This is a genomic window from Photobacterium kishitanii, from assembly GCF_000613045.3.
Classification (GTDB): Bacteria; Pseudomonadota; Gammaproteobacteria; order Enterobacterales; family Vibrionaceae; genus Photobacterium; species Photobacterium kishitanii.
In genome coordinates this window covers 685351-702894 of sequence record NZ_LN794353.1, presented here as the reverse complement: position 1 = coordinate 702894, position 17544 = coordinate 685351, and the positions used below count along the sequence as shown (strand labels likewise).

General features: G+C 37.8%; 10 protein-coding genes. 6 read left to right on the top strand and 4 right to left on the bottom strand.

All coding sequences use genetic code 11. From position 1 onward, the window contains the following. The first annotated feature begins 10 nt into the window (after nucleotides 1–10). The 6 genes from PPBDW_RS18425 to PPBDW_RS18400 all read left to right on the top strand — a co-directional run bounded on the left by PPBDW_RS18425 (nucleotide 11) and on the right by PPBDW_RS18400 (nucleotide 12134). Entirely contained in the window at nucleotides 11–2755 is a 2745-nt protein-coding gene (locus tag PPBDW_RS18425; RefSeq protein WP_036791306.1) for a hypothetical protein, read from the top strand. Nucleotides 2756–3078: 323 nt separating this feature from the next. Further along, nucleotides 3079–6015, top strand: coding sequence for a phage tail-collar fiber domain-containing protein (locus tag PPBDW_RS18420; protein ID WP_036791300.1), 2937 nt, complete (start codon nucleotides 3079–3081; stop codon nucleotides 6013–6015). 230 nt (nucleotides 6016–6245) lie between these two features. Then, nucleotides 6246–6542, top strand: a complete 297-nt coding sequence (locus PPBDW_RS18415; RefSeq protein ID WP_036791297.1) for a hypothetical protein — start codon at nucleotides 6246–6248, stop codon at nucleotides 6540–6542. A 236-nt stretch (nucleotides 6543–6778) separates the two neighbouring features. After that, nucleotides 6779–10036 (top strand): M66 family metalloprotease, encoded by a 3258-nt coding sequence (locus PPBDW_RS18410; protein WP_036791294.1) that lies wholly within the window; start codon nucleotides 6779–6781, stop codon nucleotides 10034–10036. A gap of 142 nt (nucleotides 10037–10178) precedes the next feature. After that, entirely contained in the window at nucleotides 10179–10430 is a 252-nt protein-coding gene (locus PPBDW_RS18405) for a DUF2999 family protein (RefSeq protein ID WP_036791291.1), read from the top strand. 105 nt (nucleotides 10431–10535) lie between these two features. Continuing rightward, nucleotides 10536–12134 carry an MOSC domain-containing protein gene (locus tag PPBDW_RS18400; RefSeq protein ID WP_036791288.1) on the top strand — a complete coding sequence of 533 codons (1599 nt, stop codon included), beginning with the start codon at nucleotides 10536–10538 and terminating at the stop codon, nucleotides 12132–12134. Between the two features lie 44 nt (nucleotides 12135–12178). Here PPBDW_RS18400 and PPBDW_RS18395 read toward each other — a convergent pair whose 3' ends face one another. The 4 genes from PPBDW_RS18395 to PPBDW_RS18380 all read right to left on the bottom strand — a co-directional run bounded on the left by PPBDW_RS18395 (nucleotide 12179) and on the right by PPBDW_RS18380 (nucleotide 17282). After that, nucleotides 12179–12853, bottom strand: a complete 675-nt coding sequence (locus PPBDW_RS18395) for a polyphosphate polymerase domain-containing protein (RefSeq protein WP_036791285.1) — start codon at nucleotides 12851–12853, stop codon at nucleotides 12179–12181. After that, nucleotides 12850–15465, bottom strand: a complete 2616-nt coding sequence (locus tag PPBDW_RS18390; RefSeq protein WP_054262174.1) for a CotH kinase family protein — start codon at nucleotides 15463–15465, stop codon at nucleotides 12850–12852. Before PPBDW_RS18390 ends, PPBDW_RS18395 begins: the two co-directional genes overlap by 4 nt. Before the next feature lie 2 nt (nucleotides 15466–15467). After that, nucleotides 15468–16190, bottom strand: a complete 723-nt coding sequence (locus PPBDW_RS18385; protein WP_036791283.1) for a DUF4956 domain-containing protein — start codon at nucleotides 16188–16190, stop codon at nucleotides 15468–15470. A 162-nt stretch (nucleotides 16191–16352) separates the two neighbouring features. Then, entirely contained in the window at nucleotides 16353–17282 is a 930-nt protein-coding gene (locus PPBDW_RS18380; protein WP_054262173.1) for a DMT family transporter, read from the bottom strand. Nucleotides 17283–17544 lie beyond the last annotated feature (262 nt).

The following is a 17544-nucleotide window of genomic DNA, read 5'->3' as shown; positions in this document are numbered from 1 at the left end:
GAAATAAAAAATGAAAAATGAAATTAATGAAAATGTAAAAAATACCATATTAAATACTGAAAAATATATTACTGCTATTGTTGATAGAGATATTGATATTAATAGTTTCCCAGTTGATAGTACTACAATGCGACTTGGTGGTTCGACGCAACCAAATATTCCATCATGGGCAACTTACGGAAATATGTTATCGCTAGTATCACCAGGATCAGATACTGCAATTCAAATCTTAAGTGGTTATGATAATGAGGATATTGGCTTTAGAAGTGGTAGCAAGAAAACACTTCCTAGTCGTGATTTTGTGAAATTTTTTCATGAAAATAATATTCCAACAGTAGAGCAAGTTGGGGCTGCAATTGCATTAACGAATGGCCAACCAGGCTTGGTTTATAATATGCGTGCTGATGGAACATGGACTGAAGCTATTAGTGATGCTCCGCATGATAATAAACAATATGTACGTGAAAATGGTCATTGGACGGAAGCTACATTAACGCCAAGCCTTAGTGATGATCTAAATAAACCATTGTGGCTTGAAGCAAGTACGATTGGTCTTATTTATAATGATCCTAATAAAGCAGCAGCGAATGCATTATTACTTAAAAATTTAACAGCTAAACAAGTAGTAAGGCTAGCGTTTACTGATAATGTCTATTTTGATACTACCGCTAGTGAAATAGTTATTCGTTATGGTCTAGAGATTCATGGTTGTTTAGGTAAGAAAATTCATTGGACAGGTTCGCCAATCAATATCGATGGTGACGATTGTTTAAATGCCATGAGTATGCCTAATGTAGCGGAAATGCCTTATTATTGTGAAACTAATTGTCATCATGTGACAACGGGTAAACTTAATTTTATTGCAGGTGATGGCTGGGGTGGTTACCGTGGCATTATTTCACGTGATTGTAATTATGATGGTAGTTTCCGTTATAAGTTTATCGGTAAAGAACAACACCCAACACAAGGTAATCCCAATTCATCAAAGTATACCTTTAAAGGTGCTTATGCTGGTTTTGGTGAGGTTATTTTTGATAACTTAACGCTAACTAATTCGCGACACCTGGCATTTTTTGGAGCAAATCAATTCCCTTATGAGCGTATTGTATTTCGAAATGTCGTGATGCGAAATTGTAGTCGAGGTCTTTACTCTGGTGGTATTACTAATACTCATCCATGGTATCTAGATGTACAAAAAGCAATGCGTAATATGATTGTTGAAGGTCTGGATTGGGAGAATAGTACTGATTTTTGGGCGGGTGAAGATAATAACACTGGTGCATATATCACATCGATATTGTGGGAAGGTAATCGCTTAATTTTCAGTAATGTGCGTATCCGTGGTGTTAAAGTTCGTCCACATCCTGATAATAACGGTGCTCGAGCACTATCGCCTGTGTATCTTGCAGGTATTCGTGTTGAAATGCATGATTGTGAAACAGTGAACATGTATAACTTTAAACCTGATGGTAGTACAAATACTTGTATATTCTTGAAAAAAGTACGTAATGCTTTGATTTATAATATAGAGCATCGTTTTGAAGAAAATTTCTTTAGTTATATAGAAAACAAATTCGAGGTCACGGCTGATAATACTCAAGGTACGTTTCTTTCATACTCACCAGAACCGGGTGCACCGTGGGACGACAGTGTTAGTTATGGAAGTGAGCCTGCTGAATCTATCATTATTCGTAATGTGAAGTGTTGGCTACCTAAATTATCGCGTACTGCTGATATATCAACTCAGATTGTGGGAAGTTATGAAATAACCGGCTGTGATTTTGAATCACCAGATAACGGTTATAACAGCAATGGTCAAACTTCTGGAGCATTTACGTTCCTGACGGTGAATTGGTGGGATAACAGTAAATACTTAACTGATAACCAGATGGTTAATCGTCGGGCTATATTTAAGGGCAACCGTGTTTATACGCCAAATAATACCGCAGGTAAGTTAGCTTATATTAATATTCGGGATACGCGTCAACATCGTAATGGTGGTTATATCATTGATATTAGTAACAATGACATTACAGCAAATTGTCTTAAAGAATTACAGCTATCCTGTAGTGCGGGAACTGATTTTAAACCTGAAGACTGTATTGTTAATCAGATTACTTTGAATAATCGTGTTCATATTGTTGATTCAACCCAAAATGATGTTAAGCCACGGCATGATGTCTTTGTTGCAGGAAATAAAGTACCTAAAGTTATACGATTAGATATGGGGGGGAATTACAGTTCAAGCGCTAAAAATGCCTTATTAGGGCGTATTCAACAAAATGTGTTTGGTGCTGATATGACAACAGGTAAGTTCCGCATATCGTACGCTGAGGTTGCGGGCTCCACACCAGGTATCATAGTCATGAATGCAACGCGTCCAAGTAATGGTTGTTTAGAGAATAAAACTCATGACTATAACGGTACCATGACAACGAAAGCTGGCTGTTTTGATTTCTATGTTCGTATTGAAATTAGTAATGTTAATATTGAAAAAGAAACTTGTACCCTTGGTTATTTCCACCCATCAACTAAAAAGTGGACTCAAACACAGTGGGATGCAACCAAGAGTGATAGCAGTTTTGAAATTTTGCTCAATAGCAAAGATCGTTTTAGTAATGGCAGTGAAAGTTCGCCACTGAGAGCCCGTATTGGTCGCCGTGCAAGTGCATTAACATTACTTTTATATCCGAATTATGGTGATAGTGATTATTCATCAGTATTAGATATGGAATTAAATATCAATCAATATTAAATTAAAATAAATATTATCAGGAGGCGTATTTATAATACGCCTCTTTTTATTTCCTACTTTAAGTTTGTCTTATTATATCAATAATATTTAATTGACGATGATAATTGACATTTGTCAATTATTGTTAATATTAAAGCCATGCAGTAGTATTTGATAATCACATTCGATATATTAAAAATACTTCATCGTAATAAATAACCCATAAATACTTATAGCGGTGTTTAATTACTTTTAGTTATACATTTTAGTGATGGTATAGAGCTTGATTTATATATATATAATATGAATTCAGGGGCTATTTATACATAATAATAGGTAAGTGAATGAGTAAAATAGATTCAATCAGTAACGATGATAACAAAGGTATTTCTCGCCGTTCTTTTTTAAGAAGTACAACAATGATAGCGGGTGGTGCTACAGCGGGTATGTTTATTCCTGGTGCTATTGATAAAGTTAATGCACTTGACTTGATGAAACACTCAAATCAGCCAGAAGTGATTATTACAGCTAAAGGTCGAGCATTAATTGCTAAAATGCAAGCTCAAAAAAAAATATTGCTAATTGACTCAATGATTTTTGCTTATAAACTTAATCGTGGTAAAGCGCCAACAGAAAATGAACTATTACAACCTAATGAAATTGTTCATAATGCTAAAATTCAACAACAAATTCGCTTATCTGAAGATGCAATAGCGCTTTCGACAACATTAGACAGTGATGTTGGGCCATTTAAATTTAATTGGAGTTGCTTATATTGTAGTGAATATGACACCATTATTGCGATTACTTATCCTAAGTTAACAACTAAAACCGTCGATGGCCCAGGCGTTAAAGGCAATACGTTAATCCGATCTTTTATTTTAAATTATAGTAACATTGCTGAAATTACTAATAGTGCCATTATGGCTGCCGGCCCTAGTTTTATGGCTCATCAACGATTAGATAATGTTGAAAATTTAGCATTACAAGCCATTATTGATCAGCAAGGTAAAGATTGGTTTATTAAAAATGGTTTTATGGTATTACCTATGGAAGGGGTATATAAAGTCATGGCTGGTGTGGCTTATATTTCTGGACATCGTATTGAATTAGAAAATAATCGTATTATTGATGCATCTAATAAACCTTTTTATATATATGTTGATGCTTATAAAAATAATAATGACATTGATGGATTAGAAACAAAATTTAATATTATTATTTCAAATAAAGATTTAAAAAACTATGTTAATACTGATGGTGTTCATCATTATTATTGTAAACTTTGTCAGGTAATGACAGATGGATCTGTCAGTGACTTAAGACCTCAAAATACGGTTGTTGATAAAGGTTGGGCAGAAGCTCAAGATCATCAAGCAATTGAAAGTGTTTCAGGTCTTAAAATATACCCAATTAGCCGTAACTTAGTGGTAGGTGATACTATTCCTGAGGGATACAACGGCCTACGTATTGATGATAAAATTTATCGCGTAACCTGCAATGGCGTCGTCGATGAAATCGATACTAATGCGACTTTCGTCATTGTTAATAAAAATAAATATTTTCTACAACCTTGTATTGAAGGCCAAAGTTTTTATTCTATCGATAACCTTGAGCATTATGCACCTTTATCTGATTGGGGCGATAAAATTAATTATGCCGCAGAAATTTGTCGTAAAGGCGGGCTTATTTTATTGATCCCAAATAAAGTTTATCGTTTTAATAAGACGATTGAATTTAAAGATATTAACGTTCAATGGGACGGCACTTTAGAGCTTTGTAGTAATGTTATTGGTGTTGTTTTAAAATATAACGTTAATTTATTTGGTAATCCTTTTATTCTTCGTTCACGTTCGCTTGATCATTTTGATCAAACAATGGTGATGTTAACCTCATCAAAAGAAAAAATTAATGGTAAATGGAGGACCAAGGGTTGTGTTGAAAATAAAATCACCCAGTTAAAAATTATCAATGGTTGGATCGAGTATCACAATCATTCAGACGGTATAGTACCGGATAAGACAAAACTAACGGGTCGTGGGTTAGCCTTATTAGCAGGAAGTTGGACCGTCGGTTTATCAACCCAGCGTTCACATGAGTATGTGTGGCGAAACTTTGTTTCAGATGTATATGTTGATGGTTTTGAACAGCCTTATGTATTAGAAGCCGTGATTGATGATATTAATCCTAATCGTTGGATCACTTGGGTTAATGGTAATAAATTACATAATTTGTGCGCGCGTCGGTTCAAGCAAGGGTTCGTTGTTAAATCACCATTATTACGCCCTAATGGTAAAATTGGTGGTGAAGTTGCGGGTAATACTTGTGCAAGTCTTGATTTCCAATGGTCAAAAGAGAATGCCCAGTGTTTTCTTAGCTGCGAAGGCCGCAATAATAAATTTGAATTAATGGGTTGGGATGCACCTAAAACGGCAACCAAGACGATTAGATTTTTACGTGGCAATACATTCCCAGCTGGTTACGCTGAAGCGTCAGGTAATATTGTTGAATTATATGGGGCGACTTTACGTTATCTCAATGGGAGTGATTTATCCCCCTTAGTATATGAAACTAATCCTGGGCTAAATACTTTTATCGCTGAAGGTTCTTTAGCACGGAATATTATGCCTGAATCGTCACCTCCAACTGTTGGCTCAGCATTAACTAATAGCTATATTCCTAAGCTAGATAACTTTTTGGCTTTCATTAATGATCGTCCAGGTTGCCATGTAAAACTGCTTAAAAATGGTCATTTACAGTCAAAGGTTGATCTTGCGCCGATGTTTGACTTTAATCCTGAATCTTCAGTTCGCCTTACTGTAGATAAAGGTGATGAATATCAAGTTGTTATATCGTTAGATGGCTCGATTAATCATTTTAATATGGTAGGCAGTACGCTTGGCTATAATAAATTATCGGCAGGGAAGATTGATATTGATTTACATGATCGACATAAAAAATCAGTTTATTCATCACGTCAAATATTGAAAACGGCTAATGTTACTGGGTTTATTAATGCTGCTAATATTAAAACCATAGTGATAACCTATAGCGGTTTTGAACAAGTCGGTAAATTAAATATCAGTGCGGTGTATGGTCAAACTTATAATCGGAATGCGTCACAAGGATTGATGACCGCAGATGGTGCATGTTGGATGCAAGATGACATCAAAATCAATAAAGCGGGGGCAGGGGTTGTTATTCGTGATGAAGTTAATGGTCAACTGTATCGTATCGCTATTGCCAATGGTGAGCTTAAACTAGAACCCGTGAAAAAATAATACGATCACCTTATATTAGCCGCTTTTTATAGCGGCTTTTTTATAATTGTTACTGCTGTGATGGTGTTTTTTATAAATTTACTTGTTGGTAATAACAAAGCGGACTCTTGTAAGAGATATGCATCATAAATAATACTTTTTTAGTAAAAATGTTTTTCCTAAATACTTGTTATGCCTTTTGCGAATAGGATTATTATTAGCGGCCATCCGATAATGATAAATTCTATTTTATGAAAAAAGTATCACCTCACGTAATGGCTAAATTATCTAACCTTTCTAAAACACTTTTGATAATTAATCTTATTTTCTTGATCTCCGATTTTAGCCTTTTTATTTTATATGGCAGCATGTTAGCTCTAATTTGTAGTTGGTTAATGCTGGCAAATATTGTTTCTATTCGATATCAAATTAAAACACTTTATAAAGATAATGTAATTGCTGGTTACCTTCGTTGCGCTTTTATTCCTTTTTCTGTTGCACGAGATGCTAAGCGATTTAATGCTAAGCGATTTAATGCTAGGTGCTAAGCTTTTAGCCTATTGTTAATTTTCGCAATGGCTAGTTAGTTTAATCAAGATTCAGCAGTTATTGATGTGAAATATAGGAAGAGTGAATTATTTGTTTATAACGAATATTTTAGTGTGATATTGCTCACAATAAATTTGTTACATGGGTAATTGTTATAAAAAAGTAACAATGTGATGTGGCATTAAATTGCTTTCATATGTATATTTCTTATGGTTACCATAATTAAGGCTTATATATGAATATTAAACGTATTGCTGTCGCTGTGAGTGCATTGTTATGCGGTTATTCTACGGCAAGTTTTGCTGCTTCGAGTACACAAACTGAAAGTGTGCAGCAACTTGAGCAAATGAAAGCAAAAGTATTACAACGTATCGTTGAAACTAAAGAACTTATTGAAGATCCTACTAATATTGAGATTCGTAATGGACAACGTTTCCTTAAATATAACGGTTATTTATATGCATTAACAGCCAGCAATTTACCTTCTTTTATGCCTTTTGTTGATGGTTTTGATTATGCAGATCGTTCAGCAGAAGCAATGTTTGATTTTATTCAGGCACCATGGAAATTAGTTAACCAGATGGATGGTGTTTATATTTATAACGACCAATTTGGTTACACTTATTTAGAGCAATGGGATAAAGATAAGCAGTGTAATGTGCAATATCTTGTTGGTGATAAGGATTTAGTCAGTACCGCCACAAAAGATTGTTTGCCTTATAACGCCGACTTAATTGAAGCATATGGCTTTATTGATGAACAACCTATTGTTAATCATCTCAGTGGTGATTTTGCTGCACAAATACGTTTTATTCAAAATCAAACGGCAGAGCCTTTTGGTAATGACGAAAAACAACAACAACGAATTGTCTCTCAACGTGAAGCATTATTAGTTTTAACACCAATGCTTAACGATGAACCAAAAAGTATTGAGTTAAAGATTTATAAAGATGGGGTATTACTTGAAACTCGTCAGATGACGAATCCTCTCCAAATTTTAGAATCGGATCGTGCTAAGCAAGATGATCGTAAAGATGTTGTCTATTCAAAACGCTCATTTACTACAGTATTACCGTGGAATTGGGTTGAGCAAGGCTTGAGCTTAGAGTTTGCAACTTATAGTGGTTTAAGTGGTGAATTAACGGCTGATCGTATTGATTTTGCAGCGCCTGCTCATCTTGATTTACCTATGATTCGAATTGGAATGTTAACTGAGCCGCCAGCAGCAAAAGCGCTTGAACTAAAAACTGCGCATTATGGCTCTGAGTTATTTCAACGTTTTCCACTCGCATCGATGACGATCAGTAATTATTTACCCATTAAATTAGATAAAGTTGTAATGTCTAATGGTGATATAAAAACAGAATATAGTGATTATGCGTCACCAGGTATTCACAGTGGTGATATGCGAGAAGATATTACCAAGTCACTGATTCAGCTAGGTATTTCGAATGCCAATTATGGCGTTGCTAGTTCAGGTGCAAGTCAATGGCAAGCTGACCATTATCCCGCGATTGTTATTGGTCATTCTATTGGTCGCTATAAAAATGATAAAGGTGAGGTTGGTAATTATACTCACGGCTTGTCGGGCGGTAATGGCATGGTATTACTTGCAGATACGACAGGTAATGAAGTAACTCATGAAATTGGTCATGCGCTGAGTATGGGTCATTATCCTGGTGGCTATGCGAATGCAACTCACGGGGCAACCACTGGTTGGGGTTATGATGCGTATCGCGGTTACATGGCTGACAACCTTAATTGGTGGTCAAATGTTGATGGCGAATATGGCTATGGCGATATCATGGTTACGCCTTATAAAACCCACTATGGCTATGGCACCGATCCAATGGGCGGCGGTGGCTTTGATTCTTCAACGTCAAGTTATCCATTATTCACTGGTTATTCATCAAAGCGAATTCAACACTATTTAGAGAGTAAAGATTATCTTGATGCGACATCAGTAAGCGGTTATAGCCATTGGAATGCGGTTACTCAGCAATTTGAAGCTGTTGTAACCACAACCAAGTTAAAGCCAGTTCAGCAAGGGATTGATGTTATGACTGTGGTGGGCTTTTATGATCCACAGCTAACCAATACCAGTTATATTTATCCCGCTCTATATGGTAGTTCAGGTAATGTTTATGATTTACCACAACCCGTTGCTGGTCAGTGCTGGGCGACGGTCACCTATGGTGATAATTCTCAACAGCTTATTGGTCTGGAAGGTGCTCGTAAAAATGGTAGTCTAAGTAACAAACTCCATTTTAACTTAGCACGCGAGCGTAACCCGCAGGCAGTGACGGTTGAATGTCCTCAAACAAGCTTAGAAACGATTGTCCGTAATGAATTATTAGCACACTATGGCCAAGATCGTTTTTATGCGTGGGGTGAAAATAACCGTTGGGGTGAGGTAGGGGATGTATTTGAATACCATCGTAATGGGCGTGTGGAGCTGTTTGCTTTAAAAAGCCCAAATTATTGGTATTTCCCTGAGTCAGGAAATTCTAACCATCAGTGGGCATTTGTTGGCTATCTTGATCAAATGATTGCAGAGAAGCAACCAACGGTCAATTTTGAAGAATTAGGTCGAGTAGTTGTTGATAGTCGTACTTTTGCTATTAATACGGAATACCCGGCTAAAGCGGTGACAATCGGTAAAGGTCAAGGGTACGATTTAGCGATTGAATCACAACCTTTATTTACTGAGCAAAGTGATTTATCCCAGCTCGATTTTGAAACCATTAATCAGTTTGATCAGTGGGTTGCAGATCGTTATGGCAAGGGTGAGCTGAATAATGGTGTAACCCATAAACGTAAACGTGCGGGTGTTGTCTATGTTCATTCAAATACTGAACTAAACACCCGTGATTACTTCTTAATGAAAACGGTAACTGCAGCTGCATTTCCAACCGATCACCGTAGTAATAATGATTGGAAATATTTAGGTTCGGCTGAATCTTATGTCAATTTTGATTTCAATCCACTTAAATTGAATCGTCAAAATTTATCGAATGTTGAACGCCTAAAAAATTATTTTGAGCAGCCAGCGTTATTGACGTGGGATCAACGCACTACCACCACCTGGGATACATCAAGCAGTGCGGTGTTTATCAACCCAACAGCTGAGGGAATGAATGAATACTTTATTCAACGAATCCCTGCTCAAGGTGGCGAGTTCCCAACCAATAAAGCTTCAAATCGAGATTGGATTTACTTAGCTGATGACAACTCAGTTAATCAATTAGTACTTGAAATGGGCACTGACCAAGCGGTATTTGAGCAATTAGTACTTGATTGGTATAAACAAGATAATTTCGGCAACTGGGGCGACAATGGTCAAAGGGGCAATGTCGGTGAGATTTATGACTATTATTTCCATGATGGTAAAACGCATTATTATCGTTTAAAGACAACTGGCTATGGTTACTTCCCTTGGCCATCAGAACAAGATCCAAGTAATGGTAACTGGCAATATCTTGGTCATTATTAACCGTAATTAGTCCTGATTAGTGACAGTTTTAAAGCCGTATTTAACGTTGTTATTTACGGCTTTTTTATTGATCGTGCAACAAGGTAGGCTCAAATGCTAAACTGGTGCTTATTCCATTTAGTGATTACAAAAAGGTAGTGTGATGAATCCGATTATTGCGTTGTTGAAAGAGAATAATATTAGCGATGAGCAGATCAACAGTATTTTTCAAACGTTGACTCAAAATCCTCTTGCAGCAATGGCAACCATTAGCCAACTAGGTTTACCGCAAGATAAATTACAAATGCTAATGGCACAAGTAATGCAAAATCCTGCATTAATTAAAGAAGCCGTTGAAGAACTAGGGTTAGATTTTTCAAAGGTAGAAGCGGCTAAAGAGCAACTTCAAAAATAAGTTTGTTGATAGCTGTATATATAAGGTCGTATAAAACCCGTATGTTAAGTGGTTTTAGCGGCCTTTTTTATAAGCGCTATAATCGTATTTATCAGGAAAGCCACAATGCTCCCTTATTCAACAGTTGAACAATTACGTTATGGTTATGTTACTAACCAAGATTACTTTTTCCGTACGGGAATTGAAAAAAAGCCTACGAATAAGGTTAGCGTAACGGCATTAGGATTTGTTGGCGATGAGCAAGCCGAAACATTCCATGGCGGTGTAGAGCGAGCAGTATTGCAGTTTGATTGTCATTATTATGCGCAGCTACAACAGCTCTTTCCTAAATCAGCGTCTTTGTTTGTCTGCGGTGGTTATGGTGAAAATTTAGTTGTTGCTGGTATGAATGAGCATAATATCTGCATCGGAGATAAGATCGCTGTCGGCTCAGTCGTGTTAGAAGTCGCGCAACCAAGGCAGCCTTGTTTTAAGTTGAATCACCGTTTTAAAGAACCAACAATCTCACGTTATTCACAAGATAACAGTAAAACGGGCTGGTTTTACCATGTGCTGCAAGAAGGTGACATTAACGTTAATGATGAAATACGGGTCATTGAACGTCCTTATCCTCAATGGACGATTGCTACCGTACAGCATTATCTCTATATCGAAACCGATAATTTAGCGGCTACAACCGCATTAGCTCAATTACCTGAATTGGGCGCAGAAGTTAGAGGTGTTTTTCAGCATCGCTTAGAAAGTAATGACGTTGAAGACTGGAATTCTCGGCTTGAAAGTCTAATTAAATTGGAAATGCGGGTGGTTAAAATCGTGGCTGAGTCTGCCACCATTAAACGCTTTTATTTAAGTCGAACCGATCTTGGCGCTTTACCTTCGTTTAGTGCCGGCGCACATATAACGCTTAAATTACCTAATGGCTTAAAGCGGTCTTATTCTCTGTGTGATTCGGCTGTCGAGGGGGTCTATCAGATAGCGGTGCAGCAAGCGCGAGATAGCCAAGGTGGATCGCAATATATGCATCAACAGGTAAATGTTGGTGATGTATTGTCGGTTTATGAGCCTGCGAATTTTTTTGAAATGGCACGTGATAAACACCAACTGTTTGTTGCCGCAGGGATAGGGATCACGCCGTTTATACCTATGATCCATGAAGCGATTGCTCATCAAGAACAGTTTGAGTTGCATTATTGTGTTGATAATATCGATGATTACCCGTTTAAGAATGAGTTATCGGCGTATGCGGCTAATATTCACCTTTATACTCCCACACAGCGACTTGATTTGGCACAACTGTTAAATATCCATCAGCGCGGTTCACATGTTTATAGCTGTGGTAGTCCTGCGTTCGTGCAACTGGTTCGGGATAATGCCAGCCATTGGAGTTTAAATAATGTTCACTTTGAAAACTTTAGCCCAGTTGAACATGTAGATGATAGCGCTTTTAGTGCCATTATTACTCTTTCTGGCGCTAAGGTTGAGATTAATGTTACCGCCAAACAATCAGTGCTAGATGCGATAAGAAAGCAGGGCTTAACGCTTGATTCTGCCTGTGAAACCGGCACTTGTGGTCGTTGCAAAGTACAATATAGCGGTGATGTTGACCATCGAGATACGATCTTATCAGCGCGAGAGCGAAAAACCTATATGACTCCTTGTGTATCACGCTGTAAAAGTGGTGTGTTGAATATTCAATTAGATTAAAGATGGTGATGATTAAGGTTATTATCAAAGCCAATATTTATCGGTTATGACCATATTAATTGGCGAATACCATTAACGTATTTTGAATGGCGTGAGGGGCGCAGTGGACAAGATCCGACTAAGCTTGATAACGCACTTTCATTGTCAGCATCGGTTTTGATTTCGAGTAAAACATATTCACCTAAACTGACGCCATGATTAAAATTAGCGACATCAAAATAACGTTGGTCATAACACTCCATCTGGCGATCAAAAGTGATCCGTAATTTGCCATCACTAGAGATAAAATAATCGCGCTGATAGCGAATGATCACTATCGGACTTTGCTCATTCCCTATTGTCGCTTGAGCCTCTGAAGGTAAAGTTGTAAAGTATTCACGTAGTATCGCTGACCAGCAATGGTTATTAGTTTGCCAATTAAGGGTTAATGGATATTGCTTTTTCCAGCCTTTACCACCACGGCGGTATTTGTGCTCAAGTACCGCATGGGTAGGAGTGGCAAGCTGATGATACCAGCGAATACGGGTTTTTTTACGGCAACTGATACCACTTAGGTTCTCTTGATAGCGATCCAAATATGGACTATCGAGATATAAGCTATTGATATAACGTGTATCATACTGGCGTCGAAACAGCGATGGATGTAACGTTAACCAATTCTCGATATGTTGTAATCGACTTAATGGAATCGGTATTTTAACTTCAAAGCGTGAATTCATTGGGGTTTATCCGGTTTCATGATTGTGTTGTAAAGCTGATTGACGTTGAGTTTTTGTGGGGGAACGAGCTGACCATCGATAATTAACTGATTACCTTTTGCGGCAATTATTTTGTGTTGGCAATCAACACACAGCCAGTGGTTGACCTTGACTGTGGCACCGCCAAACAGATTTTTTTTGCGATAACTCATTAAGCCATAGTGGGCGACGTTACGAGCGCGAATATCAGTTGCGTTGATCTGTGAACCATCTTTACCTGCTAATCCGACATTAACCTCATTAAACTCAATATCAAAGGCTGTGATCTGACTCCGTTCGCCGACAGAAATGGCTTTATCACGAATATGGCTAAACGTAAGTTTGGAGAGGGCTAATTGGGAGCCACTGACATCAATGCCATCACCGCCCGAGCGAGCGCCAATATGATCAAAGCGGCTGTTGTTAATGATCCCTTTACAGAAATCGCAATCAAACCCATCTGATAAACTATGGTGTAGTGCTAAGTCATTAATTTCAATATCACTATTAATAATATTTAACGCATCTTCAGTCTTGTTATGCTGTATTTCAACATGGCTGAGATAGACAGTGGCGTTAATGAAACTAATCGCTCCTCGTGGGCGCCACAACCCTTGTTTGGGACTACCCGTATAGGCAATATTGACATGATTTAAGCTGATGGGGGTTGTCGGAGTGGAAGCAAAGACCACTAAACCAGCCCATGGTTGATGGTGCTTTTGGGCTGTTAGTTCCACGGGGGCTTGAGGGGTACCGTTAATTGTTAATTTACCAAAGACCATTATTCCAGCTTGAGGACCAAAAACTAACTGCGTACCTTTATCGATGATGAGGTGCCAATTGGCGGGAGTATGTAAGCGGTCATTGATCTGCCAGCGACCCGCAGGGATTTTCCAGTAGTGATCACCTATTTCAATAAACGGGTAGCCTGAAAGGTTGGGCTGCTTTAAAGGCCGCGGTAAAAAGTGGGTAGCCGTTTGATCATGAATGAATCTAACCTTGGGTAAGGCGGTTGCTGGAGTGGTTGCGCTAACCTCAACGGAGTCAACATCGTCAGCAAGATACAAGGTCAGTTTTTCTCCTGGTTGTAGTTCAAGGGGGAGTTGGTCATTCGCTTCTTCTATAGCAACGGGGTGATTTTTAGCACTAAAGCCAGCAAGATTTTGAATATACAGCGGTGTTTGGGTGGGGTTAGTAATTGTTAACTGATGTTGTTCGCCATAAAAGCTTGATAATTCCCATAATGGCGTCGCCTGCATGGTGGTCATATTAAGATGGAGTGCGGTATCTAATCGTCCAATAGCATGACATTCACGACTGCGATATTGCTGCTGTAAGCATGTAAGTTGAGTGGTTAACAGTGAGGTATCAAACCATGGCGTTAGCGGTGCACTACCATCAAGCATTTCCCGTTGTGTCTGTTGAACGGTATTGAGGTGTTGTTGCAGTTGCCCAGATTCTATTAAGGTCGCTAATTGGTTGAGTGCGAGTTGATAGTGGTGTTTTACTTCTTCATCTTCGAGCATTTTTTTGCTTATTAGTAGCTGTTCGCTAGGTGGACGCATTAACATCTGATGGCGACTCGGCGAGATAGCAACATCACTTTGAATGGGCTCTAATTTTGCGGTATGCGGATTATAATACCAGCGCCAGTTATTCCATGAGAGTGCATGCCACGCTCCCCAAACATCAACCGTTGCCAGATATTGACCGAGGAGTTGGCTGTCAAATACATCACTCGCTGTGCGGTTACCATTAATAAAATCACTCAGTAGTGCCAATGCTAATTGGCGTTGATAATTGAGCTCAAATTTACGGCTAATGCGTTTTTGTTGTATGACTCGTGGGGTTAATTGACGTTTAACTTCCTTATTGTCGATCTGTTGTTGATTGAGATCGAGCCGTAGGATCATGCCTTCGGTGCGATTATGTATTGCGAGTAAATCTTGGCCAAATCCTTGCTCATGATACATCACTCCCCAGTTATCACCATTGACGATCACCTTTACGGGTGTGTAGTGGGGAGAAATAATAGCAAATTTAGCTAGTTGTAGGGTTTGTGCAAAAAGTACTGGTCCATGATGGATCCTGACATGAGGACTAATAAGGGCAAAGCGCTGTGAGTTAAGCAAGGAATGTTGTTTTTTGAGATCGATTTTTAACGACCAACGCTGATGACTGCTGACATGATCAAGGAGATCACCCTGTAGCCGAATATCGGCGTTAAAGGTTTGGTTGTTAAACGATAGCTTGGCGGGAACAGTTGCTCTTATCGCAGGGATCATACCTTGTTTAATCGCTTGTTGGCGATTATCGGCTAATTTTTTCCAATTAGGATAATCAATATCAACCACAATAACGGGTAATTGGTGATTAGCATAAAGCCAGCGAACAGGAGCATGTAATAGATCCATTGTCAGCTGGTGGATTTTAGTTGTGGTGGTGGTGGTTAATGCCACATAGCCAGAATGGATTAATTGATTTTTAAGGTAGCTAACAGAAGGGAATACCAGAATGAGGATCATTAGGCTAACAGCGGCAATAGTGATGCGCTCGGTTGAGGTTAAACCACGTTTATTCGGAGTGAGTCTCAACGTTATACTCCAGCAATATTATGTTGTTCAAGTAATGAGATCTTAATCATTGGAAAGCGGTTTTTTAATAATTCAAGGGTGTTGTCTAATTGTTCAGCTTCTATCGCAGTAATAAAAAAAGTGGCGCTAAAATTATGTTTATCGCAATCAAAACGCCGTAATTCTAAGCGTTCACTATGCTTGGCAAGTAAGTTTTTTAGTTCATTAACCGAGATTGTAATTTCATGCTCGCTGTGATGATTAATGGATAAAAATAGTCCCTGTTCTTGATAGATAGCGACATTATGACGTTTGGTCCAAGTGACTAATACTAAAGTTACTGCGCAGGCTAATACCGCCGCTAATGTTTGTCCTGCACCTAAAGCGACAGCGATACCAATATTTAGAAAGAGATAAATTAATTCTTCTGGTTCTTTAATTGGTGTTCTAAAACGCACAATAGACAGGGCGCCGACTAGCCCTAACGCTAATGCAAGCGAGGCTTTAACAACCGTTATAATTAAAATAACGGTTAGCATTAACAGTGGAAATAAACGTGAAAAATCTTGGCGGTTACAAAACGCAGAAGAATAATGGCGAAAGTGCATACCAATAATCGATGCCAGTACAAATCCTAATAACAAATTGAGCAATAATGCCCATAGTTGTACGCTCGCATAAGGGAAAAAGAGATTTTTAATATCCTGAGGTAGCAAAGTAAGTAATACCGGATCTATGGCGTCCATAACCTATCCTTTTTATTCCCTTTACCTTCAGTGTAGAACAGCTGTGATTGATATGACGTCTATTTGTTAATGTAAATTGTTATTTAGAGATGAAAAAAGGCTGTCAGTTGGCAGCCTCGAAGTATTGTTATTTATGGTGGTAAATATCATTAAGTTAAGTATTTAAATTTTAGATAAATGAGTCTTTTTAATCTTGAGCTTTTTTTCTTTTGAACAGATGAAAACACCAATAGAAATAAGTACAGCACTTATTAGCTGGTAATTATGGATTTCTGTATTGAGGAAAATAATAGCTAACACTCCACCAAAGAAAGGTATTAAATGAGTGAATATACCTGATCGGGAAGATCCTAACTCATTGGTGCCTTTATTCCAAAAAACAAAAGCAAGCCAAGATGGAAATATGACTAAATAGGTAACACCTGCAATGAGATTGAAATTAAGAGTCTTGCTAAGATCACTAAAGTTTTCATAACTCGGGAAGCCATGAGTAAGATAAAGTATCGGAAGTATAATTACAGCGCTGATAACGGCTGAAGTAGTCACAAAAGCCTGAGCATCTAATTTTTTAGATTTAAATCGTAAGAGTACACAATAACAAGCCCAACTAAGCGCTGAGCCTATAGCCCATAAATCACCATGATTCATGTTATGAAATGCTTTTATTAAATTAAATTCGCCTTTGGTGATTATAAATAGAACACCAATAGTACTTAATATAATGCCGATAATTTTTTCGGTATTTATTTTTTCTTTAAATACTGATGCATTTATTAAAATAATAATAGCTGGCGTTGCTGCCATATATATCGCCGCATTTAGTGATGAAGTATATTGTAATCCAATATAGAGTGTAACAGGAAACAGCACCTGACCTAGCACTGATAAAATTGTTATTATTTTTATATTTTCTTTTATTAACAAAAAGTTGGATTTAATTCTTTTATGATATAAGAAAAAGAGCAAGATAGCTGTTAATGACCACCTAAGTTCAGTTAGAAAGATAGGATTTATAGAGTGTACTAATAATTTTCCGGCAACATAATTGCCACCCCAAAAAATAGTCGCGGCAATAAGTAATATATATGGCATTTATAGGACCCAAATTTTTATTCATGGAGCTTCCAAAACGACTATGAATAGAGATGTAAATAAACGTATTCCATACCTGTTTTTTCTGATGTGTTATTTGGAGACTAGCATAATACAGATGTAACAAAGGCCGCTTAGAGCGACCTTCGTTAATATCGAATAAGATCTCTGACGGTGCTGCTATTAAGCGCGCGGTCATTAATCTATAAATCAGATTCTACAACCTTAAAAGAGTAGAACGTAATGTTATTCGATGTGGTTA

What these genes read in the sequence shown, in the direction of transcription:
- PPBDW_RS18425 (WP_036791306.1), top strand. Translation starts at nt 11, where the DNA reads ATGAAAAATGAAATTAATGAAAATGTAAAAAATACCATATTAAATACT.
- PPBDW_RS18420 (WP_036791300.1), top strand. Translation starts at nt 3,079, where the DNA reads ATGAGTAAAATAGATTCAATCAGTAACGATGATAACAAAGGTATTTCT.
- PPBDW_RS18415 (WP_036791297.1), top strand. Translation starts at nt 6,246, where the DNA reads ATGAAAAAAGTATCACCTCACGTAATGGCTAAATTATCTAACCTTTCT.
- PPBDW_RS18410 (WP_036791294.1), top strand. Translation starts at nt 6,779, where the DNA reads ATGAATATTAAACGTATTGCTGTCGCTGTGAGTGCATTGTTATGCGGT.
- PPBDW_RS18405 (WP_036791291.1), top strand. Translation starts at nt 10,179, where the DNA reads ATGAATCCGATTATTGCGTTGTTGAAAGAGAATAATATTAGCGATGAG.
- PPBDW_RS18400 (WP_036791288.1), top strand. Translation starts at nt 10,536, where the DNA reads ATGCTCCCTTATTCAACAGTTGAACAATTACGTTATGGTTATGTTACT.
- PPBDW_RS18395 (WP_036791285.1), bottom strand. Translation starts at nt 12,853, where the DNA reads ATGAATTCACGCTTTGAAGTTAAAATACCGATTCCATTAAGTCGATTA.
- PPBDW_RS18385 (WP_036791283.1), bottom strand. Translation starts at nt 16,190, where the DNA reads ATGGACGCCATAGATCCGGTATTACTTACTTTGCTACCTCAGGATATT.
- PPBDW_RS18380 (WP_054262173.1), bottom strand. Translation starts at nt 17,282, where the DNA reads ATGCCATATATATTACTTATTGCCGCGACTATTTTTTGGGGTGGCAAT.